Genomic DNA, 24,505 nt, shown 5'->3' on the forward strand with positions numbered 1-24,505 from the left:
AGGGGGAGGAACGAGGATTTCGTCCAAGTGTCAAACTTCCGCCAGCCCTGTAGGCAGGGAAGCAGGAGGAACGCCTCCTTGCCCGCTCGCTGATTCGGCCAGCCGACGAATGGGAGGGGCTCGTGCCTCACCTAACGGGGAGCGTCCCCGCCGCCTTCGCGCCGTCGGCGGCCCGGATGGAGTCCGAGCGGTGAAGCTGGACCCGGCGTGAATTCTCCCTACGATGCGCGCCGCGGTCACTCACGGCGTAGCGCAGCGAGGGGACACACCGGGTGAGGCACGGCATCGAGCTGGAGAAGGTCACACGCGTGGTGGAGGGAGAAACCCACCTCGCGGACATCCACCTGAAGCTCGAGCCCGGCGCCTTCCACATCCTGCTGGGCCGCACCGGCGCGGGAAAGACGTCGCTGCTGCGCCTCATGGCCGGGCTGGACAAGCCCACCACGGGGACGCTCCGGGCGGACGGCGCCGATGTGACGGGCGTGGACGTGCGCCACCGCAACGTGGCCATGGTGTACCAGCAGTTCGTCAACTACCCCTCGCTCACCGTCTACGAGAACATCGCCTCGCCGCTGCGGCTGGCGGGGAAGCTGCGGGGGCCGGAGCTCGACCGGCGCGTGCGGGAGACGGCCGCCGCGCTCCGCCTGGAGCCCTACCTGCAGCGGCTCCCCGCGGAGCTGAGCGGCGGACAGCAACAGCGCACGGCCATGGCGCGCGCGCTGGCCAAGGACGCCTCGCTGCTGCTGCTGGACGAGCCCCTGGCCAACCTCGACTACAAGCTGCGCGAGGAGCTGCGCACCGAAATCCGCCAGCTCTTCCGCAACCGCCCCGCCGTCGTGGTGTACGCCACCACCGAGCCCACCGAGGCGCTGCTGCTCGGCGGGTGGACGTCGGTGCTCCACGAGGGCCGCCTGCTGCAGACGGGCCGGACCCTGGAGGTGTACCAGTCCCCCGCCACCGAGCGCGTGGGCCAGATTTTCAGCGACCCGCAGATGAACCTGTGGGACGCCGAGGTGTCCGCGGACGCGGGAGCGCGCCTGTCGCCCGAGGTGGCCTTCCCGCTGTCCGGGCACCTGCGGGGCCTCGCGGCCGGCCGCTACCGGCTGGGCATCCGCGCCCACCACGTGCGGCTGTCGCCCGGCGCGCCCGGGGACGTCCGCATCCCCGCGCACGTGGAGGTGGAGGAGGTGAGCGGCTCCGAGACGCTCGTGCACGCGGCGCACGGCGGGCTCGCGCTCACCGCGCAGGTGGAGGGCGTGCACCGGCACCCGTACGGCGCGCCGCTGGAGCTGTTCGTCCCGCCCGCGCGGATGTTCGTGTTCAGCCCCGAGGGCCGGCTCGTGGCCGCGCCCCCCTTCGCCTCTCCCTCCACCACCGAGGAGCCCGCGCATGGCCAGGATTGAGCTCCGCGGCATCGCCCACGCCTACGTGCCCGCGCCCGCGTCCGAGCAGGACTACGCGCTGCGCCCCCTGGAGCTCGTCTGGGAGGACGGCGGCGCCTACGCGCTGCTGGGGCCCTCGGGGTGCGGGAAGACGACGCTGCTCAACATCATCTCCGGCCTGCTGCGGCCCACCCGGGGACAGGTGCTCTTCGACGGCGTGGACGTCACCGCGGCCCCGCCGCAGCGGCGCAACATCGCCCAGGTGTTCCAGTTCCCCGTCATCTACGACACGATGACCGTCTCGGAGAACCTGGCCTTCCCGCTGCGCAACCGGGGGCTGGGCGCCAGCGAGACGCGGACGCGGGTGGAGGAAGTCGCGGAGCTGTTGGAGCTCACCCCGGACCTGCGCATGAGGGCCAGCGGGCTGTCCGCGGACCTGCGCCAGCGGATTTCCCTGGGCCGGGGGCTGGTGCGCCGGGACGTGGCGGCCATCCTCCTGGACGAGCCCCTGACGGTCATCGACCCGCACGTGAAGTGGCTGCTGCGCCGCAAGCTGAAGCAGGTGCACGAGCAGTTGAAGCTGACGATCGTGTACGTGACGCACGATCAGGTGGAGGCGCTGACGCTCGCGGACCGGGTGGTGGTGATGAACCAGGGGCGGGTGGTGCAGGTGGGCACGCCGCAGGAGCTCTTCGAGCGCCCGGCGGACACCTTCGTGGGCTACTTCATCGGCAGCCCGGGGATGAACCTGCTGCCGTGCACCGTGGAGGACGGCACGGTGGTGGTGGAGGGGCAGCGGCTGGCGCTGGACGCGGGCGTGTGCGCGCGGGCCCGGTCGGCCGGAGGCGAGCTGCGGCTCGGCATCCGTCCCGAGTTCCTCCGGCGCGTCCCCGAGGGCACGCCGTCCTCGGTGCGGGTGGAGGTGACGCAGGTGGAGGACCTGGGGCGGCACAAGCTGGCCACCGCGCGGCTGGGGGCGCAGGCCCTCAAGGTGCGGCTGCCCGAGGAGGAGCGGCTCGCGCCCGGGGAGACCTGCTGGCTGGAGCTGCCGCCCCGCTGGACGACGCTGTACGCCGGAGGCCGAGCCATCCCATGAGCAAACCCACGAATCAGCGCGCCTGGCTGCTGGTGCTGCCCGTGCTGGTGGCCGTCGCCTTCAGCGCCATCATCCCGTTGATGACGGTGGTGAACTACTCGGTGCAGGACATCCTCGGACCGGACCAGCGCGTCTTCGTGGGCACCGAGTGGTTCCGCAAGGTGCTGAGGGACCCCGAGCTGCACGGCGCCCTGCGGCGGCAGCTCGGCTTCTCGCTGGCGGTGCTGGCCCTGGAGATTCCGCTCGGCGTGGCGCTGGCGCTCGTGCTGCCCAAGGAGGGCCGCGCCGCCTCCGTGTGCCTGGTGCTGCTGGGCCTGCCCCTGCTCATCCCCTTCAACGTGGTGGGCACCATCTGGCAGATCTTCGCCCGGGGGGACATCGGCCTCTTCGGCGTGGCCATCAACGCGCTCGGCATCCCATACAACTACACGTCCAACGCGCTGGATGCCTGGCTCACAGTGCTGCTCATGGACGTGTGGCATTGGACGCCGCTGGTGGCCCTGCTCTGCTACGCGGGCCTGCGCGCCATCCCCGAGGCCTACTATCAGGCCGCGCGCATCGACGGCGCCTCGGCCTGGGCCACGTTCCGCTTCATCCAACTGCCCCGGCTGCGCGGCGTGCTGACCATCGCCGTGCTGCTGCGCTTCATGGACAGCTTCATGATCTACACCGAGCCCTTCGTCCTCACCGGCGGCGGGCCCGGCAACGCCACCACCTTCCTGAGCCAATACCTCACGCGGCTCGCGGTGGGCCAGTTCGACCTGGGCCCGGCGGCGGCCTTCTCGCTCGTCTACTTCCTCATCATCCTGCTGTTCAGCTACATCTTCTATACGGCGATGACGTCCAAGGAGGCGAGATGAGACGGCTCGCCGTCCCCCTCTACCTGCTGCTGAGCTTCATCCCCATCTACTGGCTGGTGGGCATGTCGCTGAAGACGAACGAGGAGATATTGGGCGGCTTCACGCTCTGGCCTCGCGACCCCACGCTCGCCAACTACGTCACCATCTTCACCGACCCGGCCTGGAGCGACGGCTACCTCAACTCGCTCACGTACGTGGGCATCAACACCGTGCTCTCCGTGCTGCTGGCCCTGCCCGCGGCCTATGCCTTCTCGCGCTACCGCTTCCTCGGCGACTCGCACCTCTTCTTCTGGCTGCTGAGCAACCGCATGTCGCCCCCGGCCGTCTTCCTGCTGCCCTTCTTCCAGCTCTACTCGAGCATCGGCCTGTTCGACACGCCCTGGGCCGTGGCCCTCGCGCACATGCTCTTCACCGTGCCCCTGTCGGTGTGGATTCTCGAGGGCTTCATGTCCGGCGTGCCGCGGGAGATCGACGAGACCGCGTACCTCGACGGGTACAGCTTCCCCCGCTTCTTCGTGCGCATCTTCCTGCCCCTCATCCGCTCGGGCGTGGGCGTGACGGCGTTCTTCTGCTTCATGTTCAGCTGGGTGGAGCTGCTGCTCGCACGCACCCTCACGTCCGTGGACGCCAAGCCCATCGTCGCCACCATGACGCGCACCGTGAGCGCCGCCGGCATGGACTGGGGCCTGCTCGCCGCCGCTGGCGTGCTGACGCTCGTGCCGGGCGCGGTCGTCATCTACTTCGTGCGCAACTACATCGCCAAGGGCTTCGCCCTGGGAAGGGTGTGAGCCGCCATGGATTTCGAATGGATGGCCTGGACGCCGACGACGGCCGGCTTCTTCGGGGTCATCGCGCTGCTGCTCGCCGCCTATACCGTCTGGGGAATCCGCTCCCCTTCCCTGCCCCGCCGGGGCCTGCTGCCCATGGCCACCACCCGCGGAGACCGCCTCTTCGTCGGCCTCATGGGCAGCGCCTTCATCCACCTCGCGTGGGTGGGGCTGACGGATGTGTTCTGTCTGGTTCGCTTCAGGTCTGTCGTTGCTGTTCATGATCTTCATCGCTCGCTGGGGGTAACCCTTTGAAGAACACGTTGAGATGGACGCTGGCCCTGGCCTTGGCGGTCCCCGCCGCCGGTTGCAAGAAGGAGTCGAAGCCGGAGGACGGTGCGAAGCCCGCCGCCACCGCGCAGCAACAGCAGGCGGACATGGCCGCGCTGGAGAAGGCCGCCGAGAAGTGGGTGGACGAGGAGTTCCAGCCGAGCACCCTCACCCGGGAGCAGCAGCTCGCGGAGCTGAAGTGGTTCCGAGAGGCCGCCGCCCCCTACCGCGGCACCACCATCAACGTGGTCTCGGAGACGATCGACACCCACGTCTACGAGGCCAAGACGATGGCCAAGGCCTTCGAGGAGATTACCGGCATCAAGGTCAAGCACGACCTCATCCAGGAAGGCGATGTCATCGAGAAGCTGCAGACCCAGATGCAGTCGGGCCGCAGCATCTATGACATGTATGTGAATGACAGCGATTTGATTGGCACCCACGTGCGCTACGGCCACGTGGTGCCGCTGTCGGACTTCATGGCGGGCGAGGGCAAGGACGTGACGCTACCCACGCTCGACATCGACGACTTCATGGGCAAGAGCTTCGTCACCGGCCCGGACGGCAAGCTGTACCAGTTGCCGGACCAGCAGTTCGCCAACCTGTACTGGTTCCGCCAGGACTGGTTCAGCCGGCCGGACCTGCGCGAGCGCTTCCAGAAGAAGTACGGCTACGAGCTGGGCGTGCCGGTGAACTGGTCCGCCTACGAGGACATCGCCGAGTTCTTCACCCGTGACGTGAAGGAGATCGACGGCATCCGGGTGTACGGCCACATGGACTACGGGAAGAAGGATCCGTCCCTGGGCTGGCGCTTCACGGACGCGTGGCTGTCCATGGCGGGCGTGGGCGACAAGGGCCTGCCCAATGGCAAGCCGGTGGACGAGTGGGGCATCCGCGTCGAGGGCTGCAACCCGGCGGGCGCCTCGGTGGCGCGCGGCGGCGAGACGAACGGCCCGGCCGCGGTGTACGCGCTCACCCGGTACATCGACTGGTTGAAGAAGTACGCGCCGCCCCAGGCCGCCGGCATGACGTTCTCCGAGGCCGGCCCGGTCCCCGGCCAGGGCAACGTGGCGCAGCAGATCTTCTGGTACACGGGTTTCACCGCGGCGCTGACCAAGCCGGGGCTGCCGGTGGTGAACGCGGACGGCTCGCCCAAGTGGCGCATGGCGCCCTCGCCGCACGGCCCGTACTGGCAGGAGGGCACGAAGCTCGGCTACCAGGACACCGGCTCGTGGACGATGCTCAAGAGCACCCCGCTGGAGAGGCGCAAGGCCGCGTGGCTGTACGCGCAGTTCACCGTGGCCAAGACCACATCCCTGAAGAAGTTCCTCGTGGGACTGACGCCGGTTCGCGACTCGGACGTGCGCTCCGAGCACGTGACGAAGGTGGCGGACCGCTACGGCGGCCTGGTGGAGTTCTACCGGAGCCCGGCGCGCGTGGCGTGGACGCCAACGGGCACCAACGTGCCGGACTACCCGAAGCTGGCGCAGCTCTGGTGGCAGAACATCAGCCTGGCCGTCGAGGGCGAGAAGACGCCGCAGCAGGCCATGGACTCGCTCGCCGAGCAGATGGACGACGTGCTGGGCCGGCTCGAGCGCGCGGGCATGCAGAACTGCCCGCCCAAGCTCAACCCGAAGAAGGAGCCCAAGGAGTGGCTCGACGCGCCCGGCGCCCCCCACGCGAAGCTCGCCAACGAGAAGCCCAAGGGCGAGACCGTGCCCTATGAGCAACTCCTGCAGGCGTGGAAGGAAGGGCGCGCGAAGTAGCGCTCAGAAGTATCTGATTCGGCAGGAGGTTCCATCTCCCCGGGTATACTCCGCGGGAGCCACCTCCTACCGAATCAATCTCACAGTATCAATCTCACAGTATCAATCTCACAATCTCAAACAATCAGAGGCAAGTGGCATGAATCTACAAGTAGAATGGGATGACCCGATCAGCCTTGAATACGTAAACAACGAAAAGCTGATTTACAGCTGCAACCCAGAACTATTGCCCGAAGACCCAGGCATATATGTTTTTGCCCGCAGATTTGGGGAGAGTCACTCTCCAATATACGTTGGAAAGGCCAGCAACCTACGCAAGCGCATTACGGACCATTTCTACAAAAACGTCCCCCTAATGAGAGGGCTGGAAAATGCCGACAAAGGCGCCAGAATAGTCCTCATCGGGAAATGGATTTCAAAACCAGGGCAGCAGATGAACAATGCCCTGTCCACACTAGAAAAGGCGTACATCGAGAGCGCACTGACTCTCGGATACGAGTTGTTGAATGTCAAGGGAGCAAGACGGCCAATTGACAAGATTGAATCAGTGGGCAAAAGAAAAAGCCATTTTCCATTTCCTCGCAGGATGAATATTGAGCGCTGATGGCCTATAAGCGAAATGCCTGCTTTGAGCTTCGGCTCCCCTGAGGAGTTACCCTCAGGGATGGCTCAAAGCAACCATGTAACGGAAGGACTCCAGCCTGGCAACACAGGCACAACTCCAAATGGCGAGCAAGATCATCAAGAACCCGGATCGCCTGATGGAAAACCATTAGAGGTGGGCGCATGGCACATCCCAGCCTTGAAGAGTTGGTCCAGAAGTTCGAAGCGGCTCGGAAGGCCGGGGAACCCATTCGGGGGAATCCAGAGCAATTCAGGATGCATCGTGAGCTCGCCGAGGCATGCCCTGCCTTCACCTACAACCTCCGCTATCTTGCCCGGCTACAACAAGTCGCCGACCAACCTGGAAGAAACGCAGAGGAAGTGCTCTCCGAGATCAAGCGTTTATTAGAATCAGCCGTACTGGGTTCATATCGTAGCGCTCCGGCCTTGTTGGAGTTGGGGAACTTTCTAGACACCTTCCACGATGGCCCTCCGGAAGCGATGAAACTCTACGAGGAAGGGGAGCAGCAAGCGCTGGAGACACTCGAGGATGCCTGGTTCTTCAAGATCAGGTATTGGAACAATGAGGAGACGAAGGAGTCCGTGGAGAAGGCACTTCGGCTTGGCAAACTGGCGGAACGTCTCTTCCCGGACCCCGGTACCTTCCTTTGGGATGAGATGCAGACCACCAAGCGCCATGCAATAAAGATGGGACTGCTTCCTCCGGAAGACTCTTGATCCGCTGGTCGAGACCATTCGCAAGCACGAGGAGGAGGAGCACCGTTCAACCGGACTCGCGGGCCCGGCGTCATGATGAAATCGTGATGAAGAGCGGAACCCCGCGTGATGCCCGAGGCGGGGGGCTTCCCGGATGATGGGCACATCTCGCTGAAGGAGGTGGCCTCCCCATGAAGCGCGTGTCTGGTGATGTGTCCCGTTGGAACCTCCTGCTCCTCCCAGTGTTGTCCGTCCTCCTGAGCGTGGGTTGTGCCTCCACCGCCACCGCGCAGAAGCAGAAGCCCGGAGGGGGCGTCGAATGGCCGGAGAGGAGGAACGTCTTGGAGATCACCAACCTGGGCTCCGTGGACGGTGGGGCGGCGCTGGCCGCCAGTGCCGCCATCCGGGAGGTCGTCCAGCGCGTCGGTCCCGAGAGCGAGCTGTTCTCCAAGTGCCCGAGCCCCGCGGCGGCGCTGGATGCCCGCGTCTTCAAGTGGCGCGACGTGTACTACGTCACCGTGGACGAGCGGTTCGACCGGTGTGGCGAGGCGCGGAGCCGGTTCCCGGACTGGTTCGAGTCCTATGCCGTGTCGCCCGCGGGCGTGGTGCTCGCGCGCCGCGGGGGCGAGAACTGAGCGGCCTCGCGCTCAGTTCGTCTGGGCCGTCTCGCCGGGGCTGGACTCCTCCTCGGTGTCCTCGCCGTCTCCCTGCGCGTCGAAGCCTTGCGGTACTCCGTCCACGTAGGTGACCACATTGCCTACCGTGGCGGGCACTCGCGGGCCCGGTGTCACCACTCCCGTGAGGTTCAGCGGGTCCACCGCTGACAGTTGCACTCGCACTCCCGAGGGTGCCTGCCTCCGCACCGCTCGCGCCACGTCCACCGCCTCCGGGAGCGCGAACTGCTCACCCACGAAGCCTGCCACGAAGCGGCCTCCGCGGATTTCTCCTCGCGCCTCCATCCTCCGGTACACGTACAGCAGCTCGCGCCACGAGGGCGCCAGCGACTCGCGCATCACCAGGTCCCGCCAGACGATGCCGTAGCGCTGGAGGAACAGCCTCGCGAGGGATTCACGGACTTCGTCCTCGCCCTTCGGCTCCGAGGGCACCAGCAGGCTCCAACGGCCAGGGCCTCCTCGCTGCAACAACTTCTGCCGCTTGCGCTGCGCCGGGCTCTGCAGCACCCGCAGGTTCTGCACCGCGTCCGCCGTCACGAGGCCTCGCGCCACCAGCTCCCACAGCGCGTCCTCCACCTCCGCGGGCAGACGGCGCGAGCGCGAGCAGAGATCGTTGAAGAAGCACGCTCCCCGCTGCTCCAGCACCGCCACCACGTCCTTCGCCGGGCCCGACAGGTCCGGTGGCACCCACACGCCCCCATCCGACAGCACCGCGTTCGGCCTCGCCGCCGACAGCATCCAGTCCAGGTCCTCCCGGCGCACGAAGGTCAGGCTCGCGTTCCGGTTCGGTGTCGCCGCTCGGGTGCGGGGGGGCTCCGGCTCAGGGGGCGTGGCGGGGGCTCCCCGGCGCGGGCCGGGTACCGGCTTCGCGTCCTTCTGGGTGAGGCGGCCCCAGGCCACCTCTCCCGAGTAGCAGGCCCGCTCCAGCAGGTCTCCCAGGTACCCCTTCATCCGCGCGGGTAGGAGGTAGCGCTCCCACGCCGAGGCCGGCGCTTCGTAGCCCTGCAGCAGGGTGATGGCCTTTGAGAGTCCCGTGGACCCTCGCAGCGCGTCCAGCTCTTCCAGGTGGTGCCACCGGAAGAGGAAGCGCATGAAGTCCTGGGCACTGAGCGGCTCGATCTCCTTGCGCAGGCGTCCTACGGTCAGCCGGTGGATGCGCTGGAGGAGACGGCGATCACACCACTCCACCACGGCCGGGGTGGAACCCGGGGTCTCCGACACCCTCACCCCGTCCCTCTCCCGGAGGGAGAGGGGTTGTGACTGTGGTTGGGTCTGTGGTTGTTCTTCTGGGTGGTTGGGGATGAGTGGGCGGAAACGGCCTCTCAGGATTCCTCCCGTTGCCTCCAACTGGTGCAGCGACAGGAAGATCTCCGACTCGTCCAATGCAGTCTGCGCCGCCAGTTCTCCCGCCGTCGTTGGCCCCAACAGCTCCATCCACCCTCGCACCACCTGTTGCACCGCCGCATCCCGCTCCACCGGCTTGTCCCCCGGCAACGGCTGCAACTCCGGTTGCAGTGGCACCTCCGGAAAGAGCACCCGGATCGCGCTCTGCCGCTCCGCGGGCACCAGGAACCGCGACCCGCCCACCTCCAGCCAGGCCACCCGCCGCTGCGCCACGAGGCTCGCCACGAAGCGCTTCGGCACCTCCACCTCCGGCAGCAGCACCAGTTGCAACAGCGCGTCGTGCAGCTCGTCCTCGTCCCGCATCGGCGGCGCCGCGTCCCGCACCACCTGCTCGATGGCGTCCGCGTCCAGCGCTCCGAACGAGGCCGCGTCCTCCGCCGGCAACGTCCGCCTCAGCACCACGTTGCGCACCCGCCGCTCCTCCGCCGGTGCGTCGTCCAGGAACGTGTACGGCTGGCTGTTCACCATCTGGTGCGCGAACAGGCTCGGCTCCGGCACGTCCTTCGCCACCAGCTTGATGCGCCCGTCCTTCATCCTCCTCAGCACCTCGCGCAGGCCCTCGATGTCCATCGCCTCGCGCAGGCAGTCCTCCATCGTCTGCTTCACCAGCGGATGGTCCGGCAGCTCGACGTCCGCCCCTCCATGGTTGTCCTGGCAGCCCACCTGTGCCGGGAACACCGCCGCCAGCAGGTCCTCGCTCCTCGCCCGCTGGAGGTTCGGTGCCACCCGCTTGCCCCCCGAGAACCGGGACAGTGACAGCGCCCGTGTCGCGTTCCACCGGAAGCGTGTCCCGAACAGCGGCACCTGCAGCACCGCCTGCACCAGCACCTCCTCCACGTTCTCCGGATTCAGGAACTGGAAGATGTCCTCCAACGGGAACGAGTGCTGCTCACCCAGCGACAACAGCAGCCCGTCTTCCGTCGCCGCCGCCTGCAGCTCGAAATCGAACGTGCGGCAGAAGCGCTTGCGCAGCGCCAGGCCCCACGCCCGGTTCACCCGGCTCCCGAAGGGCGCGTGGAGGATGAGCTGCATCCCTCCCGCTTCGTCGAAGAAGCGCTCGGCCACGATCGTGGTGTTGCTCGGCACCACCCCCAGCACCTGCTGCCCCGCCCTCAGGTACGCCAGCAGCGCGTCCACCGCCGGCGGCGGCACCCGCAGCTCCTTCTCCAGGAAGAGCGCCGCGTCCTTCCGCGCCGTCAGCTCCTCCCGCAGCCTCCCCACGTGCACGCTCAGCTCGTCCGTGCGGCCCGGCGCCTCGCCTCTCCAGAACGGCACCGTCGGCGGCTGCCCGTGCGCGTTCTCCACCATCACCGACGCCCCCATCACCCGCTGAATCCTCCACGCCGTCGTCCCCAGCAGGAAGATGTCCCCGGGCGTCGACTCCACCGCGAAGTCCTCGTCCAGCGTCCCCACCACCTTGCCCTCGGGCTGCGCCACCACGTTGAACGTGAAGGTGTCCGGAATCGCTCCGCCATTCGTGAGCGCCGTAATCCGCACGCCCCGGCGCGCCTTCAGCCGCTGGTTCACCCTGTCCCGGTGCAGGTGCACCCCCGCCCTCCCCCGCCGCAACGACACGCCCTCCGAGAGCGTCTCCAGCACCTTCTCGTACTCCTCGTACGTCAGGTGCCGGTACGGGTACGCCCGGCGGAACAGGCTGTAGAGGGCCCGCTCGTCCCACTCCTCGCACGCGCACGCCGCCACCACCTGCTGCGCCAGCACGTCCAGCGGCTTCTCCGGAATCCGCACCGCGTCCAGGTCCCCCTCGCGCACCGCGTTCAGCAGCCCGACGCACTCCATCAACTCGTCGCGCGTCATCGCGATGAGGATGCCCTTCGAGATTCCTCCCTTGTAGTGGCCCGCTCGGCCCACCCGCTGCAACAGCACCGAGATGGAGCGCGTCGTCCCCAGCTGCACCACCAGGTCCACGTTGCCCACGTCGATGCCCAGCTCGAGCGACGCCGTCGCCACCATCACCGAGAGCTGCCCCGCCTTCAGCCGCTCCTCCGCCGACAGCCGCATCTCCCTCGACATGCTGCCGTGGTGCGCCGCCACCTTCTCCACCCCCAGCCGCTCGCCCAGGTCGTGCGCCACCCGCTCCGCCATCTTCCGCGTGTTCACGAAGACGAGCGTCGTGCGGTGCTCCCCCGCCAGCTGCACCAGCCGGTCATACACCTGGCCCCACATCTCGTTCGTGGCCAGCGAGCCCAGCTCCGCGTCGGGTATCTCCACCCTCAAGTCCCACGGCCGCTGGTGGCCCACCTGCACCAGCCGGCACTCCCGCGCCCTCTCCCCCGTCAGGAAGCCGGCGATGGCCTCCAGCGGCTTCTGCGTCGCCGACAGGCCGATGAGCTGCGGCCTCACCTCCGTGAGCGCCTTCAACCGCTCCAGCGACAGCGCGAAGTGGCTGCCCCGCTTGTCCCTCGCCAGCGCGTGGATCTCATCCACGATGACCGTCCGCACCGAGCGCAGCGTGGCCCTCGCCCGGTCCGCCGTCAGGTACAGGTAGATGGACTCCGGCGTGGTGATGAGGATGTGCGGCGGCCGGCGCACCATCTGCGCGCGCTCGGACGCCGAGGTGTCCCCCGTGCGCACCTGCACCCGCAGCTCCTGCGGCTTGAAGCCCGCCGCCCGCGCCCGCTGGAGCAGCTCCTCCAACGGCTGCAGCAGGTTCTTCTGCACGTCGTTGCCCAGCGCCTTGAGCGGCGACACGTACAGCACCTGCGTCTGGTCCGGCAGGCTTCCCTCCAGCGCCTGGCGGAAGAGCCGGTCCAACGCGGCCAGGAAGGCCGTGAGCGTCTTGCCGCTGCCCGTGGGCGCGGCGATCAGCACGTCCTGCTGCGCCTGGATGAGGGGCCAGCCCTCTACCTGAGGGCGCGAGGGCTCGCCGAGCCGCTCGGTGAACCACCGCTGCACCACCGGGTGGAACGGCTCGAGGGCCGGGTGGACGGGCTGGGACGACGTGGCGACGAAATCGAGGGCAATCTGGGGGGCCATGGCGCTCTCTCCCTCAGACTGAACACCGGTTTAGGGGGGGCGTCAATGCGCCCGCCCGCACGGGGGGCCTCAGACGTTAGGATGGCCGCCCCCCCAGCCTGGAGCACGGCATGCCCATCGACGAGATTCTCGAGTCCAACACCCAGTTCCTCGGAGCCTGGCGCTTCTTCGCCCGGCACAGCCCCACGGGCGAGGTGCTGGACCTGCCCGAGGTGCACATCGCCTCGTCCAACGTCGCCTGGGCCATGCTCAACGTGGCCTTCCTCCCCGCGCCCCAGGAGACGGCCGAGGGACTGCAGCGCGCCGCCGCCGCCGCCGCCCGCTACTTCCAGCCCCGGGGCAACCCGTGGATGCTCGCCGTGTGCGAGGACTGGCTCGCTCCCGGGCTGCGTCCCCGCGCCGCCGAGCTGCTCGCCCCCTACGGCCTGAAGACCGGCATGGACACCACCGGCATGGTCACCGACCGCCTCGTGGAGCCCGTGCGGCCCCTGCCCTCGCTCGAGCTGCGCCAGGCCGTGGACACGGAGGGCCGGCATGCGGTGGCGGACCTCAACGCGCTCGCCTACGACGCCCCCCGCGACATGGTGCGTGGAATCGTCGACGTGCCGGCCTACTTCTCCGGCGCGGGCCTCGGCGTGGGTTACGTCGGCTACCGCGACGGGCAGGCCGCGAGCTGCGCGACCATCCTCCCGGTGGACGGCGTGGCCTACGTCGCCCTGGTGGCGACGATGAAGGAGCACCGCCGGCTCGGGTACGCCGAGGCCGTCATGCGCCAGGCACTCGCCGAGGCCCACCGCACCCAGGGGCTCCAGCGCACGGTGCTGCACGCCACCGAGGCGGGCCGCCCCGTCTACCTCCGCATGGGCTACCGCGCCGTCACCCGCATCCACTTCTACATGGCCGCGGCGAGCGGCACGTAGGAGCTCCACAGCCGCTACGCCGGGCGAGCACCGGCCAGGAGCGCCGCGGCCGGAGATCGGGCGTGCTGGAGGACGCCTCAGCGGCGCCCGGCGAGCCAGGCCGCCACGGACACCGGACCGGCCCCGTGCAGCAGGAAGAAGGCCGACAGGGCGAGCATCGCGAGCGGAGCGATGTTGGCCTGATAGGGAGTGTCGCGATGGGCGATGACCAGCGCGGCCAGGAAGTTCACCCCCATCACCGCCCCGGCCTGACGCGTGGCCGCGCCCGCGAGGATGAGCAGGCCGCAGAGGAACTGGGCATACACCGACACGTGGGCCGCCAGCCTCGGCAGCGGCGTGCCCCGCCCGGCGAGGAACACCTCGAACTCGTGCATCCGCTCGGCGCTGAAGACGTTGTCCTGCGTGCCGTAGATGAGCACCGCCGCGGTGAACAGCCGCAGCGGCAGCACGGCATAGGGCTGGTACGGCGCCAGCCCTTCCAGCTCGAACCAACGGTGGCCTCGCATGTCCCCTCCAGGTGCCTCGCCCGGCGCACCCGCCGGAGGAGAACACATCCCTCGCACGGAAGGGCAGTGGGTCCCACCCTGGGGCATGAAGAGCTTCCTCCCCCGCCATGTAGGAGGACGCCCGATGATGCTGCAGGAAAGCGAACTGATTGCGACCCGCGGAGCGCACCGGCCCCAGCTCCACCCCGAGCTCCAGCACGGCTCCAAGGGGGTGAACGTGAGCACCGGCGAGCGGGCGCTCTCCCTGGCGGTGGGACTCGGAATGGTGGCCTACGGGCTGCGGCGCCGCACCGTCCCCGCCATCCTCGTGGCGCTGGTGGGCGGCTCCATCCTGCACCGCGGGCTGACGGGGCGCAGCCGGGCCCTCGCCCTCATGGGCATGACGGAAGTGCCGGGCGAGCAGCCGGGCGTCGCCTTCGAGCTGAGCACCACCATCCTCAAGCCGCGCGAGGAGCTGTACCACGTGTGGCGTGACTTCGAGCGGCACCCGCGCTTCATCCCCCAGTTGCTGTCGGTGCGGAACCTCGAGAACCAGAAGAGCCACTGGGTCTTCCAGGGTCCCGCGGGCGTCGTGCTCGAGTGGGACTCGCAGCTCACCGAGGACCGGCCCGGCGAGCGGATTGTCTGGAGCACCGTGCCCGGCTCCATGCTGGAGCACACCGGCACCGTCCGCTTCGAGGACGCGCCGGGTGGCCGCGGCACGGTGGTGCACCTCGCGCTGCGCTACCACGTGCCCGGTGGCCGGGCCGCCGCCATGGTGGCCAAGCTGCTCGGCGAGGAGCCCAAGCAGCACCTCGCCCGGGGCCTGCGCCAGTTCAAACAGCTCATGGAGACGGGCGAGGTCGCCACCGTCGAATCCCAGCCCCACGGCAAGCGCTCGCCCCTGGGCAAGACGCTGGCGCCGCGCTCCTGAGCAGAGGACCCGAGGACGGAGGTGCAACCATGAAGGCTGTGTGCTGGACGGGTGTGAATGACGTGCGGGTGGAGACGGTCCCCGACCCCGCGCTCCTCAATCCGCGGGACGCCATCGTGAAGGTGCGGGCCACCACCATCTGCGGCTCGGATCTCCACCTCTACGACGGCTACATCCCCTCCGTGTTCAAGGGCGACATCCTCGGCCACGAGTTCATGGGGGAAATCGTCGAGGTGGGCAGCAAGGTGAAGAACCTCAAGCCGGGGGACCGCGTCATCGTCCCCTCGGTCATCAGTTGCGGCGACTGCTTCCACTGCAAGAAGGGCCAGTTCTCCCTCTGCGACAACTCCAACCCCAAACCGGCCATGGCCGAGAAGGTGTGGGGGCACGCCACCTGCGGCATCTTCGGCTACTCGCACATGATGGGCGGCTACGCGGGCAGCCACGCCGAGTACATCCGCGTGCCCTATGCCGACGTGGGGCCGCGCAAGGTGCCGCAGGGCCTCAGCGACGAGCAGGCCCTCTTCCTCTCGGACGCCTTCCCCACCGGCTTCATGGGGGCGGACCTCTGCAACATCCAGCACGGGGACACCGTGGCGGTGTGGGGCTGCGGCGCGGTAGGCCTCTTCGCCATGAAGAGCGCCTGGCTGCTGGGCGCCGGGCGCGTCATCGCCATCGACCGGCTCCCCGAGCGGCTGGCCATGGCGCGCAACCACTGCCAGGCCGAGGTGCTCGACTACACGAAGGTGAACGTGGTCGAGGCCCTCAAGGAGCTCACCGGCGGCCAGGGCCCGGACGCGTGCATCGACGCGGTGGGCATGGAGGCCCATGAGGTGGGCTACGAGGGCGTCTACGACCGGGTGAAGCAGGCGGTGCGGCTCGAGACGGAGCGGCCGTACGTGCTGCGCGAGGCCATCCAGGCGTGCCGCAAGGGCGGCATCGTCTCCATCATGGGCGTGTACGGCGCGGTGCTGGACAAGTTCCCCATGGGCGCGGCGATGAACAAGGGCCTCACGCTGCGCATGGGGCAGATGCACGCCCAACGCTACCTGGACCGGCTCATCGGCCACGCCGAGCGCGGAGAGGTGGACCCGTCCTTCGTGGTGTCGCACCGCATGGCGCTCGACGAGGCGCCCAAGGCGTACGACATGTTCAAGAAGAAGAAGGACCAGTGCCTGCGGGTGGTGCTGACGGCGTAGCCGGAGCACCCGGAGGCTGACGCGCTCAGCGCCGCGTCAGCCCCGCCGCGGCCGGCCGGGTGGCCGCATGCGTCCAGGTGAGCCGGAAGGTGGCCGCCGTGCCATCGAAGGACACCGGGTCCACGGTGATGCCGCCCGCCCCGGCCGCGCGCAACGTCTCGGCGAGGAAGCCACAGGCGAAGAAGGGGTTGTCCGCGCCCACGTCCTTCATCCACAGCGTGGCCGTGTGCGTGCCCAGCTCCTCCACCTGCACCTCGTTGAAGTTGTTGCCGGCCCGCACGTTGTGCGGCACCCGCTCCAGCGTGTGCCGGGGCCCCAGCCGCGTGACGAGCGACATGCTCGCCCGCCCCTGCGCCGTCTGCCGGAAGCCCTGCAGGTAGCGCTCGCCCAGGGCCCACCAGGCCTCCTGGGGCGGGGCCGCCGGGAAGACGTCTCTCACCGCCACCCGCAGGAAGGCCTTCCACGACTCCAGCCCATAGGCCGGCCGCAGCGGCTCGCTCAAATTCAGCCCCACGTCCTTCAGCCGGCGCCGCCCCTCCTGCGTGAGGTGCGGGCCCAGGGCCCTCACGAAGAGGGCATCCACTGACTGCGCGAAGACGCGTTTCTCGGTGGTCAGCGTGGGGAGCATGACCGCAGGGTGACAATTCCCCCCGACTTCCGGCCATGCCCCCTGAGGGAAGTCTGTGCGCTGGTGGAAACTCGGTGAGCCTGGAAGGTCCTGGATTGTCCGCTGGCGCTCAGGAGTGTCCTACACCTGCATCTTCAGCCGCGTCTCCTGCACCTCGGCCGAGGTGGCCACCTTCTCGCGCTCGGCCTGGCGCAGCAGGCGGAGGATGGGCGGGCCGAGCACGTCCACCTCGGTGGAGGCGAACGTCTCGGAGCCGAAGCGGCGGATGGTCTCCGTCTGGCGCTCCAGAATCTTGGCGTCCTGCCCGAAGATGTGGAGGGCCACCGGGGTGATGAAGGGCTTCACCAGCCAGTGCGGCAGGGGCATGCGGAAGGTGACGACGGCGTACACCACCGTGTCCCAGTCCTCCGCGGGCGTCATCGCCGAGGTGATGATGACGTGGCTGTCGTCACCGAGGCGGTACTCCACCTGGGCGATGGAGGGCAGCAGGAAGCGGTCGAAGTGCTGCACCACGCCGCCGCCCGGGGCCAGCAGCCTCGCGGCGAGGCCCTCCGGACGGGGCTCGCCGATGTACTCGGCCTCCACCCGGTCCGCGCCCCGGCGCACCACCACTTCAATCTCGTTGCGCTTCTTCTCGGTGCGGAACAGGCCCCCGTGGAGGAAGGCCGTGTGCGGCACATCCAGCGTGTTCTCCAGCAGGGAGTGCAGCGAGCCCTTCGCGCGCAGGGTGCGGCGCACGGTGCTGTAGCCGTGGGCGTCCAGCAGGGGGAAGCGGTAGGGCTCGGACGTGGGCTCGACGCCGGGCGTGGAGTACACCCAGACGAAGCCGTCCTGCTCGCGCGTGGCGTACGAGGCGGCACAGCGGGACTTCGCCTCCGGCTCGCCGAGGAGGCCGGGGATGGCGCGGCACTGGCCCGAGGCATCGAAGCGCCAGCCGTGGTAGCCGCACTGAAGCTGGCCGTCCACCACCTTGCCCATGGACAGGGGCACGTTGCGGTGGGGGCAGCGGTCCATCAGCGCGGCGGGCTGGTCGGCCTCGTTGCGGAAGAGGACGAGCGGTGTGCCCTGCAGCATGCGCGCGAGCGGCTTGCGGCCCAGCTCGCGCGAGGCGCAGAGGATGAACCAGCTCTGGGGGAGCCGGACCACCGAGACGAGTCCTGACGGCGCGGCCGGGCCACGCCCTTCCTCACGAGAAGACATGGGCCCCAGTCTAATGGGACGCCCGGGGAGTACACCATGCCAACCGCCGGCTCCCAGCGGGACCGGGTTCATCGCCCGTCCGTGGAGAGGGCCTCACGCACCTCGCGGTGCGCGGAAGAGGATGTTCCCGCGCCGCGGGCAGGGTCCGCAAGCGCGGGTCCCCGCTACAGGCTCAGCCCGCGCAGCCGCAGCGCGTTGCCGATGACGGACACGGACGAGAGGCTCATCGCCGCCGCCGCGAGCATGGGACTCAGCAGCCACCCGAAGAAGGGGTACAGCACGCCCGCCGCGATGGGCACGCCCAGCGTGTTGTAGACGAAGGCGAAGAAGAGGTTCTGCCGGATGTTGCGCAGCGTGCCCCGGCTCAGCTTGCGCGCCCGGGCAATCCCTCGCAGGTCCCCCTTCACCAGCGTCACCGACGCGCTCTCCATGGCGATGTCCGTCCCCGTCCCCATCGCGATGCCCACGTCCGCCTGCGCCAGCGCGGGCGCGTCATTCACCCCGTCTCCCGCCATCGCCACCGTGCGGCCCCCGGCCTGCAACCGCTTCACCACGTCCCCCTTCCCCTCGGGCAGCACCTCCGCCACCACCTCGTCGATTCCCAACTGGCGCGCCACCGCCTCCGCCGTGGTGCGGCTGTCTCCCGTGAGCATCACCACCCGCACTCCCTCGCGGTGCAGCGTGGCCAGGGCCTCGGGCGTGGTCGCCTTGATGGGATCCGCCACCCCGAGCAGTCCCGCCGGCCTGCCGTCCACCGCCACGTACATCACCGTCTGGCCCTCGCGCCGCAGCTCCTCCGAGCGAGGCCGCAGCGCCCCCGCGTCCACGCCCAGCGACTCCAGCAGCGCCACGTTGCCCAGCGCCACCTCCGAGCCAGCCACGCGTCCCGTCACCCCCTTGCCCGTCACCGAGCGGAAGTCCCGCGCCGCCGTCAGCACCGCCCCGCGCGCCTCGGCCCCCGCCACCACCGCCGCCGCCAGCGGGTGCTCGCTGGCCCGCTCCAGGCTCGCCGCCAGGTGCAGCAGCCGCGCCTCGTCCATGCCCTCCGCCGCCACCACCGACACCAGCTTCGGCTTGCCCTCCGTCAGCGTGCCCGTCTTGTCCACCACCAGAGTGTCCACCTTCTCCAGCAGCTCCAGCGCCTCGGCGTCGCGGATGAGCACGCCCACCCCGGCCCCCTTCCCCGTCCCCACCACCACGGACATGGGCGTGGCCAGGCCCAGCGCGCACGGGCAGGCGATGATGAGCACCGCCACCGCGTTCACCAGCGCGTACGCCAGCCGCGGCTCGGGCCCCACGAAAGCCCAGACGAGGAAGGTGAGCACCGACACCACGATGACCGCCGGGACGAACACCGCAGCCACCTTGTCCGCCAGCCGTTGAATCGGCGCACGCGAGCGCTGAGCCTCGCTCACCCGCTGGACGATGCGCGAGAGCAGCGTGTCCCGCCCCACCCGCTCGGCCTTCATCACCAGGCTGCCCGTGCCGTTGACGGTGCCTCCCGTGACGCGGGTCCCGGGCACCTTCTCCACCGGAATGGACTCGCCCGTCACCATGGACTCGTCCACCGCGCTCTCCCCCTCCAGCACCACCCCGTCCACCGGCACCTTCTCGCCGGGGCGCACGCGCAGCGAGTCCCCGGCCTTCACCTGCTCGAGGGAGACGTCTTCCTCACGGCCATCCTCGCGGATGCGCCGGGCCACGGCCGGGGCGAGGCTGAGCAGCGCCCGCAGGGCCCCCGAGGTGGCACGGCGGGCTCGCAGCTCCAGCACCTGTCCGAGCAACACCAGCGTGATGATGGTCGCCGCCGCCTCGTAGTAGACGGGCACCGCGCCGCCATGGCCGGTGAAGGCATGCGGCAACAGCCCCGGCGCCAGCGTGGCGAAGACGCTGAAGAGGTATGCCGCCCCCGTCCCGATGGCGATGAGGGTGAACATGTTGAGGTGCCGGTTCTTCAGCGATGCCCAGCCGCGCTCGAAGAAAGGCCAGCCGCCCCAGAGCACCACCGGGCTCGCCAACACGAGCTGTACCCAGGCCAGCCACCGCGGGTCGAAGGCGCGCTGCACCGGCTGGCCGGGAATCATCTCGGACATGCCCAGGAAGAGCAGCGGCAGCGTGAGGACCACGCCCACCCGGAACCGCCGCGTCATGCTCAGCAGCTCGGGGTCCGGTTGCTCCTCGGGCAGCACCGTGCGCGGCTCCAGCGCCATGCCGCAGATGGGGCACGCCCCCGGCTCGTTCCGGACGATCTCCGGGTGCATGGGGCACACCCACTCGGTGCGCGCTGTCATCGCCACCGGCTGCTCGGGCTCCAGCGCCATGCCGCACTTGGGGCAGGCGCCTGGATGGTCCTGGCGGACCTCGGGGTCCATCGGGCAGATCCACATCGTGCCCGCCGGAGCCTCCACCGGCTCGGGCTCGCCCTTCGCCTCGAGGAACTTCCGGGGCTCGGCGGCGAAGCGCTCCCGGCACTTCGGATTGCAGAAGAAGTACGTCTTGCCCTCGTGGACGTGGGTGCCGCCCTTGGGGGCGTTCGGGTTCACCGACATCCCGCACACGGGGTCCTTGGGGAGGTACTTCTCGGGCTCGGCGGCGAAGCGCTCCCGGCACTTCGGGTTGCAGAAGTGGTAGGTCGCGCCCTTGTGGATGTGGCTGCCCCCCTTGGCGGCCGCCGGGTCGATCGTCATTCCGCAGACCGGATCCAGCACCTGGCCCTCGCCGGGGGAGGGAGGGCCCGCCGGGTGGGCAGCGTGGGAGTCATGCGGGTGGGTGTGCTCGTGGGCCATGAGGATTCGTCCTTTCACCCGGGCTGACGGAGTGCCGGCCAGACTCTTACAGTGGGCACGCCAGGCCCTCCGGTTCGGACAGGTACATATCGCGTCCCCATGCCCACCAAGAGAGCCGCTTGCGGCTGCCTCCCGGCTCGCCGGACAGGCGTGAGCCGGGTTCTGCTGCCAACAGAATCGCGAGGGCCCGCTGCCCATCCTCACTGCTCCATCGTTTGATGACCGGCCCGAGTCCCACCGTTACGAATCACCTGGAAAGTGCGGTCATGGCCACTCCTGGTTCACGTCTCCTGGGCGAGCCCCTGCATTTCACGCGGTTCTACGCGCTCCCACTGATGCTCCTGCTTCTCTCGGGATGCGCCACAGGTGGAACCAGGACCATCGTCGAGGGGCAGTTCGAGCCGAAGAACTTCCAGTTCGTCACCATCGTTCCCAAGCGCGGCAAGGGACCAGGAGGCTGGCGCGCGGCATGTGTCGGCCTCTCGCTCAAGAGAGACCCGGGAGTCGATTCCTTCCTTTGCAGGTTCGGTGTCGAAATGCCGATGGAGACTGACGAGGATGGACCCATCTCTACCCCACTGGCTCAGCGTCTTTCAGCGGACTGCGCCAACCAGGCAGCACTCGCCGTCTTCAGCTCCACTACGCCCGAAACGCCCCTGGGTCTCGCATGCGAGAGCTTCAAGAGCACATATGGCGTGATTCTAGGCCGCGTCATCAACCAATCACTCGTCATGAAGACGTGCCACAAGAAGACCACTCCCGTTGACATCGGTCCTTGAATCCATGCCTCTTTCAGCAGAGCAACTGCTCGCCATCGCGCGGAACTACTTCCGCGCGGACAAGGAGTACGACAACAGGCCGGTGAACTCCCCCGAGCACATCCGGCTCTGCGAGCTCTGGGATGAAAAGCTGAAGAAGCTCGACCAGTGGTGGGCGTTCCTGGAGGAGCTCGAAAAGGAACTGCCGGGCTTCACCATTGGGGATGGGACCGCGACGGCCAACACCAGCTTCCGTTGCTCCGCATATCCCCCAAGAGATCCAACCTACCTGCGTCCCTGGGTCGTCGTGGGCTGCGTCAGCATCCTGGCCCCCCTGTACACCGTCTATGGCGTGCAGTTCGAATACAGAGGCAAGAAGCACAGCGGCGACAAGGTGTTCCTGGACTCCCTTCCGCCAGAGATGCAGCACCCCGCGGAGGTCATCGCCCGGAGGCTCGAAGCCACCTTCGAGGTGCGCGCACTTCCCCACGAGCTCGCCCAGACCCCGATTCCGTTGATCGTGGGCTGGAAGGAACCGCCGCACACCACGCTCTTCCATGCGCTCTTCACGAGCGAGCCTCAAAGCATCGCCTGACGTGGATTGCCCCACCGCCCCCACCTTGATGTGGTGAGCGCCATTGAAGCTCAAGCAGCCCTGGCGCCCTCCAGCCCTGACGCGCCGCTTCACGCGGAGGGCTTGCAGCCCCCACCCGGCTCGCCGCAGGTGCAGTCCAGGCACCCATGCGACGCGCAGGTGCCGCAGCTCCGCTCCAACTGCTTCTTGAGGGCCTGCCGCGCCCGGTGCAGCCTCACCCCGGCGTTGTTCGCGGTGATGCCCGCCTCCCGCGCCACCTCCGGCACGCCGCGCCCCTCCAGGTCCACCTGCCGCACCATCTCCGCGTACTCGGGCTTCAGCGCGGGCAACAGGTCGTGGATGCACGCACAGACGGTCTGCGTCAGCTCGGGGTCCGGCCCCAACTCGGAGGCCTCGCGCGCCTCGCGCTCCAGCGCCCGGCCCTCGGCGCCCTGCCGGCGGTAGTGGTCCACCAGCGCGTTGCGCAACAGGCGGTAGAACCAGGCGACGGCGCCCTCCCCCTCCTCCAGGTCTCCGCCCTTCTCCAGGGTGCGCACATAGGCGGCCTGGAGGATCTCCTCGGCCACCGCCCGGCTGCCCACCCGCCGCTCGAGGAAACCCAGGAAGCGCCGGTGGTTCCCCACCAGCGACTCCACCACCGCTGGGCTCAACTCCCCCTCGCCATTGCCTTGCCGCATGCCGTGCCTCGGACTCACCGGACGCGCACCTCGCGCCCCCATCTCCCATCTACTACCCGAGACACGCCGGGATTCAACCCGTCAGAACAGCCGGTTGAGGCCGTTGAGCGCCGCTACCCGGTACGCCTCGGCCATGGTGGGATGGTTGAACGAAAGTGTGGCCCACCACATGGGACACCCCTTCACACATGAGTTCCTCGCCCGCGGATACCTTGAGGAGGCTGGGTCGTGCGATCCTCGCGCTACCCTGCCGGACGAGGCTCCGCATGTCACATCGGGTAGCGCTGCTGCTTTTCATGTTCCTTGTGGGATGTAGCGCCACCACACACGGCACCCGTCCCGGCACCGGTCGGGACATGCTCAGGTTGGGCCTACCCATGACGCCGCAGGCCCCGGCCCCGCCGCCACCGCTCCAGGGCATTGTCGGCGGGGGCCTGGGTGACGGACTTCCACGCGCCGTGCTCCGCCTCGTGCCCCAAGGCGCCACCACCGCGGCGGAAACAGCAACGGGTGCCACCACGGGCAAGACCCTCCTGGCGGGCGGCGCGCTGATGGCGGCTGGCGGCAGCGTGGTCCTGGTCTGTTTGACCCTCAAGGCCGCCCTGGACGGAAGGCAGACGCCACTCGACATCGCCGACACGTTCTACGGCACGCACTTCGGCGACCTTCAGGGGTGGATTCAAGGCTGCTATGCACCCAAGGACACGGTGCTTCAGGGCACACCTGCGCGCACGCCTGAGCTGAAACCCACATCCGATCCTCACTCGCCTGGCAGTCCAGATCCAGGCGCCGACAAAGACACAAGGCGTCCAGGCCGCATCTATGTGACCTACACGAAGTTCAACAGAACAACCAGGCGCTCCTACTCGGGCCGGACAAGCATGGTCATTGACCTGAACAAGGATCTGGAAGCGCAAGCCAATCTGGCTGTTGCCTCTCGAGATTCAAATCATCACATCAACCAAGACGAAAATGATGAACCGAAAATTCCTGGTTTCCTACCGGCCGTGCGTGACGAGTTCGATGTCGGAACCGCGGTCAACTACGCGAGCAGGTATGTCGATGTCGCTTACTGGCGGATCCGCGGGAGAGAGCAGCAGTTGATCGACTTCCATGGGGTGCTCAATCCGACAGTCAAGCACCGTACCGTACCGAGAACATCCAGCGCGGCGTGGCGAAAGATAATCCGCTGGGAAAGCTGTTCCACGATGCTGCCACGAAGCACTGGGGGCAGCTCCACCCCTACACCGGAGATTGAGCGTTGGGCAAAAACAATCACAAGACAGGCACGTTTTTCAGACTGACGCTCGCCGATGGTTCCTTCGGGTACGGCAGACTGCTCGAGCCACCCCATGTTGCCTTCTACAACCACAGGACCACCGGCCCGGACTCCGATCTGGACAGAATCGCGTCCAGGTCCGTCCTCTTCAAGATTGCCGTCAACCTGCTGGCCCTCGATGCGTGGGAGCCCATCGGTTGGAGGACGCTCGAGGAGCATCTGGCCCAGCCGCTCGTTCAATTCAGACAGGACGTGGGGGACTTCCGTCGCTGCACCATCTTCGACACGGCTGGCAACAAGCGCGCCGCCGAGCCCCAGGAATGTGTGGGGCTCGAGCGGGCCGCGGTCTGGGAACAAGACTCTGTCGAGGAACGCCTGCTCGATGCCTTCCTCGGGCGGCCCAACGCCGCTGAGGAGCACCTGAAGGTACGCCTGCGTTAGCAGGCAGTGG

General features: G+C 68.4%; 22 protein-coding genes. 16 read left to right on the forward strand and 6 right to left on the reverse strand.

Translation table 11 applies throughout. The features are described 5' to 3' along the window. Window positions 1-272 precede the first annotated feature (272 nt). The 9 genes from ACN28I_RS22885 to ACN28I_RS22925 all read left to right on the forward strand — a co-directional run bounded on the left by ACN28I_RS22885 (window position 273) and on the right by ACN28I_RS22925 (window position 8,156). On the forward strand, window positions 273-1,403 hold the full coding sequence (locus tag ACN28I_RS22885; protein WP_420944079.1) for an ABC transporter ATP-binding protein: 1,131 nt from the start codon (window positions 273-275) through the stop codon (window positions 1,401-1,403). Then, a complete protein-coding gene (locus ACN28I_RS22890; RefSeq protein ID WP_420944080.1) occupies window positions 1,390-2,478 on the forward strand; it encodes an ABC transporter ATP-binding protein in 1,089 nt (362 codons plus the stop codon). Before ACN28I_RS22885 ends, ACN28I_RS22890 begins: the two co-directional genes overlap by 14 nt. Then, entirely contained in the window at window positions 2,475-3,338 is an 864-nt protein-coding gene (locus tag ACN28I_RS22895) for a carbohydrate ABC transporter permease (RefSeq protein WP_420944081.1), read from the forward strand. The genes ACN28I_RS22890 and ACN28I_RS22895 overlap by 4 nt, the downstream gene beginning before the upstream one ends. Continuing rightward, window positions 3,335-4,126, forward strand: coding sequence for a carbohydrate ABC transporter permease (locus ACN28I_RS22900; protein ID WP_420944082.1), 792 nt, complete (start codon window positions 3,335-3,337; stop codon window positions 4,124-4,126). Before ACN28I_RS22895 ends, ACN28I_RS22900 begins: the two co-directional genes overlap by 4 nt. A 6-nt stretch (window positions 4,127-4,132) precedes the next feature. Next, window positions 4,133-4,420, forward strand: coding sequence for a DUF2160 domain-containing protein (locus ACN28I_RS22905; RefSeq protein WP_420944083.1), 288 nt, complete (start codon window positions 4,133-4,135; stop codon window positions 4,418-4,420). Then, window positions 4,417-6,201, forward strand: a complete 1,785-nt coding sequence (locus ACN28I_RS22910; protein ID WP_420944084.1) for an ABC transporter substrate-binding protein — start codon at window positions 4,417-4,419, stop codon at window positions 6,199-6,201. The genes ACN28I_RS22905 and ACN28I_RS22910 overlap by 4 nt, the downstream gene beginning before the upstream one ends. Before the next feature lie 139 nt (window positions 6,202-6,340). Then, window positions 6,341-6,805: a hypothetical protein gene (locus ACN28I_RS22915; RefSeq protein ID WP_420944085.1), complete on the forward strand. Its 465-nt coding sequence runs from the start codon at window positions 6,341-6,343 to the stop codon at window positions 6,803-6,805. A 182-nt stretch (window positions 6,806-6,987) separates the two neighbouring features. Then, window positions 6,988-7,542 (forward strand): hypothetical protein, encoded by a 555-nt coding sequence (locus ACN28I_RS22920; protein WP_420944086.1) that lies wholly within the window; start codon window positions 6,988-6,990, stop codon window positions 7,540-7,542. Window positions 7,543-7,712: 170 nt separating this feature from the next. Then, window positions 7,713-8,156 (forward strand): hypothetical protein, encoded by a 444-nt coding sequence (locus ACN28I_RS22925; protein WP_420944087.1) that lies wholly within the window; start codon window positions 7,713-7,715, stop codon window positions 8,154-8,156. Between the two features lie 12 nt (window positions 8,157-8,168). On the opposite strand, the gene ACN28I_RS22930 is transcribed toward ACN28I_RS22925, so the two are convergent. Further along, complete coding sequence (locus ACN28I_RS22930; RefSeq protein ID WP_420944088.1) at window positions 8,169-12,593, reverse strand: DEAD/DEAH box helicase; 4,425 nt, start codon at window positions 12,591-12,593, stop codon at window positions 8,169-8,171. A 110-nt stretch (window positions 12,594-12,703) separates the two neighbouring features. On the opposite strand from ACN28I_RS22930, the gene ACN28I_RS22935 reads away from it, so the two are divergent. Further along, window positions 12,704-13,513, forward strand: a complete 810-nt coding sequence (locus ACN28I_RS22935) for a GNAT family N-acetyltransferase (protein ID WP_420944089.1) — start codon at window positions 12,704-12,706, stop codon at window positions 13,511-13,513. Window positions 13,514-13,590: 77 nt separating this feature from the next. Here ACN28I_RS22935 and ACN28I_RS22940 read toward each other — a convergent pair whose 3' ends face one another. Continuing rightward, window positions 13,591-14,019, reverse strand: coding sequence for a DoxX family protein (locus tag ACN28I_RS22940; protein WP_420944090.1), 429 nt, complete (start codon window positions 14,017-14,019; stop codon window positions 13,591-13,593). A gap of 124 nt (window positions 14,020-14,143) precedes the next feature. Between ACN28I_RS22940 and ACN28I_RS22945 the strand changes: the two genes are divergently transcribed. Both ACN28I_RS22945 and ACN28I_RS22950 read left to right on the forward strand, forming a co-directional pair. Next, complete coding sequence (locus ACN28I_RS22945; protein WP_420944091.1) at window positions 14,144-14,932, forward strand: SRPBCC family protein; 789 nt, start codon at window positions 14,144-14,146, stop codon at window positions 14,930-14,932. 29 nt (window positions 14,933-14,961) lie between these two features. Beyond that, window positions 14,962-16,131, forward strand: a complete 1,170-nt coding sequence (locus tag ACN28I_RS22950; protein WP_420944092.1) for a zinc-dependent alcohol dehydrogenase — start codon at window positions 14,962-14,964, stop codon at window positions 16,129-16,131. A gap of 25 nt (window positions 16,132-16,156) precedes the next feature. Here ACN28I_RS22950 and ACN28I_RS22955 read toward each other — a convergent pair whose 3' ends face one another. The 3 genes from ACN28I_RS22955 to ACN28I_RS22965 form a co-directional block, all read right to left on the reverse strand. Then, window positions 16,157-16,759, reverse strand: a complete 603-nt coding sequence (locus ACN28I_RS22955; RefSeq protein ID WP_420944093.1) for a DUF2378 family protein — start codon at window positions 16,757-16,759, stop codon at window positions 16,157-16,159. A gap of 120 nt (window positions 16,760-16,879) precedes the next feature. Further along, on the reverse strand, window positions 16,880-17,959 hold the full coding sequence (locus ACN28I_RS22960) for a Rieske 2Fe-2S domain-containing protein (RefSeq protein ID WP_420944094.1): 1,080 nt from the start codon (window positions 17,957-17,959) through the stop codon (window positions 16,880-16,882). 164 nt (window positions 17,960-18,123) lie between these two features. Next, window positions 18,124-20,745, reverse strand: a complete 2,622-nt coding sequence (locus ACN28I_RS22965; RefSeq protein ID WP_420944095.1) for a heavy metal translocating P-type ATPase — start codon at window positions 20,743-20,745, stop codon at window positions 18,124-18,126. A gap of 266 nt (window positions 20,746-21,011) precedes the next feature. Between ACN28I_RS22965 and ACN28I_RS22970 the strand changes: the two genes are divergently transcribed. Together ACN28I_RS22970 and ACN28I_RS22975 are read left to right on the forward strand one after the other, a co-directional pair. After that, the gene (locus tag ACN28I_RS22970) at window positions 21,012-21,524 is read left to right on the forward strand and encodes a hypothetical protein (protein ID WP_420944096.1); all 513 of its coding nucleotides are present in this window, start codon (window positions 21,012-21,014) and stop codon (window positions 21,522-21,524) included. A 4-nt stretch (window positions 21,525-21,528) separates the two neighbouring features. Beyond that, window positions 21,529-22,098 carry a hypothetical protein gene (locus ACN28I_RS22975; protein WP_420944097.1) on the forward strand — a complete coding sequence of 190 codons (570 nt, stop codon included), beginning with the start codon at window positions 21,529-21,531 and terminating at the stop codon, window positions 22,096-22,098. An 89-nt stretch (window positions 22,099-22,187) separates the two neighbouring features. Here the strand turns inward: ACN28I_RS22975 and ACN28I_RS22980 are convergent, their stop codons facing one another. Further along, entirely contained in the window at window positions 22,188-22,775 is a 588-nt protein-coding gene (locus ACN28I_RS22980) for an RNA polymerase sigma factor (protein ID WP_420944098.1), read from the reverse strand. 377 nt (window positions 22,776-23,152) lie between these two features. On the opposite strand from ACN28I_RS22980, the gene ACN28I_RS22985 reads away from it, so the two are divergent. Then, window positions 23,153-24,079, forward strand: a complete 927-nt coding sequence (locus ACN28I_RS22985; RefSeq protein WP_420944099.1) for a hypothetical protein — start codon at window positions 23,153-23,155, stop codon at window positions 24,077-24,079. Further along, window positions 24,037-24,495 carry an immunity 26/phosphotriesterase HocA family protein gene (locus ACN28I_RS22990; RefSeq protein WP_420944100.1) on the forward strand — a complete coding sequence of 153 codons (459 nt, stop codon included), beginning with the start codon at window positions 24,037-24,039 and terminating at the stop codon, window positions 24,493-24,495. The genes ACN28I_RS22985 and ACN28I_RS22990 overlap by 43 nt, the downstream gene beginning before the upstream one ends. The last annotated feature ends 10 nt before the right edge of the window (window positions 24,496-24,505 follow it).

The sequence above is a fragment of the Archangium gephyra genome (assembly GCF_049060025.1).
In the GTDB taxonomy this organism is placed as follows: Bacteria; Myxococcota; Myxococcia; order Myxococcales; family Myxococcaceae; genus Archangium; species Archangium gephyra_A.

Excerpts from the sequence above, each read along its gene's own strand:
- ACN28I_RS22890 (WP_420944080.1), top strand. The coding sequence starts at position 1,390 with ATGGCCAGGATTGAGCTCCGCGGCATCGCCCACGCCTACGTGCCCGCG.
- ACN28I_RS22895 (WP_420944081.1), top strand. The coding sequence starts at position 2,475 with ATGAGCAAACCCACGAATCAGCGCGCCTGGCTGCTGGTGCTGCCCGTG.
- ACN28I_RS22900 (WP_420944082.1), top strand. The coding sequence starts at position 3,335 with ATGAGACGGCTCGCCGTCCCCCTCTACCTGCTGCTGAGCTTCATCCCC.
- ACN28I_RS22905 (WP_420944083.1), top strand. The coding sequence starts at position 4,133 with ATGGATTTCGAATGGATGGCCTGGACGCCGACGACGGCCGGCTTCTTC.
- ACN28I_RS22915 (WP_420944085.1), top strand. The coding sequence starts at position 6,341 with ATGAATCTACAAGTAGAATGGGATGACCCGATCAGCCTTGAATACGTA.
- ACN28I_RS22920 (WP_420944086.1), top strand. The coding sequence starts at position 6,988 with ATGGCACATCCCAGCCTTGAAGAGTTGGTCCAGAAGTTCGAAGCGGCT.
- ACN28I_RS22925 (WP_420944087.1), top strand. The coding sequence starts at position 7,713 with ATGAAGCGCGTGTCTGGTGATGTGTCCCGTTGGAACCTCCTGCTCCTC.
- ACN28I_RS22930 (WP_420944088.1), bottom strand. The coding sequence starts at position 12,593 with ATGGCCCCCCAGATTGCCCTCGATTTCGTCGCCACGTCGTCCCAGCCC.
- ACN28I_RS22935 (WP_420944089.1), top strand. The coding sequence starts at position 12,704 with ATGCCCATCGACGAGATTCTCGAGTCCAACACCCAGTTCCTCGGAGCC.
- ACN28I_RS22940 (WP_420944090.1), bottom strand. The coding sequence starts at position 14,019 with ATGCGAGGCCACCGTTGGTTCGAGCTGGAAGGGCTGGCGCCGTACCAG.
- ACN28I_RS22945 (WP_420944091.1), top strand. The coding sequence starts at position 14,144 with ATGATGCTGCAGGAAAGCGAACTGATTGCGACCCGCGGAGCGCACCGG.
- ACN28I_RS22950 (WP_420944092.1), top strand. The coding sequence starts at position 14,962 with ATGAAGGCTGTGTGCTGGACGGGTGTGAATGACGTGCGGGTGGAGACG.
- ACN28I_RS22955 (WP_420944093.1), bottom strand. The coding sequence starts at position 16,759 with ATGCTCCCCACGCTGACCACCGAGAAACGCGTCTTCGCGCAGTCAGTG.
- ACN28I_RS22960 (WP_420944094.1), bottom strand. The coding sequence starts at position 17,959 with ATGTCTTCTCGTGAGGAAGGGCGTGGCCCGGCCGCGCCGTCAGGACTC.
- ACN28I_RS22965 (WP_420944095.1), bottom strand. The coding sequence starts at position 20,745 with ATGGCCCACGAGCACACCCACCCGCATGACTCCCACGCTGCCCACCCG.
- ACN28I_RS22970 (WP_420944096.1), top strand. The coding sequence starts at position 21,012 with ATGGCCACTCCTGGTTCACGTCTCCTGGGCGAGCCCCTGCATTTCACG.
- ACN28I_RS22975 (WP_420944097.1), top strand. The coding sequence starts at position 21,529 with ATGCCTCTTTCAGCAGAGCAACTGCTCGCCATCGCGCGGAACTACTTC.
- ACN28I_RS22980 (WP_420944098.1), bottom strand. The coding sequence starts at position 22,775 with ATGCGGCAAGGCAATGGCGAGGGGGAGTTGAGCCCAGCGGTGGTGGAG.
- ACN28I_RS22985 (WP_420944099.1), top strand. The coding sequence starts at position 23,153 with ATGACGCCGCAGGCCCCGGCCCCGCCGCCACCGCTCCAGGGCATTGTC.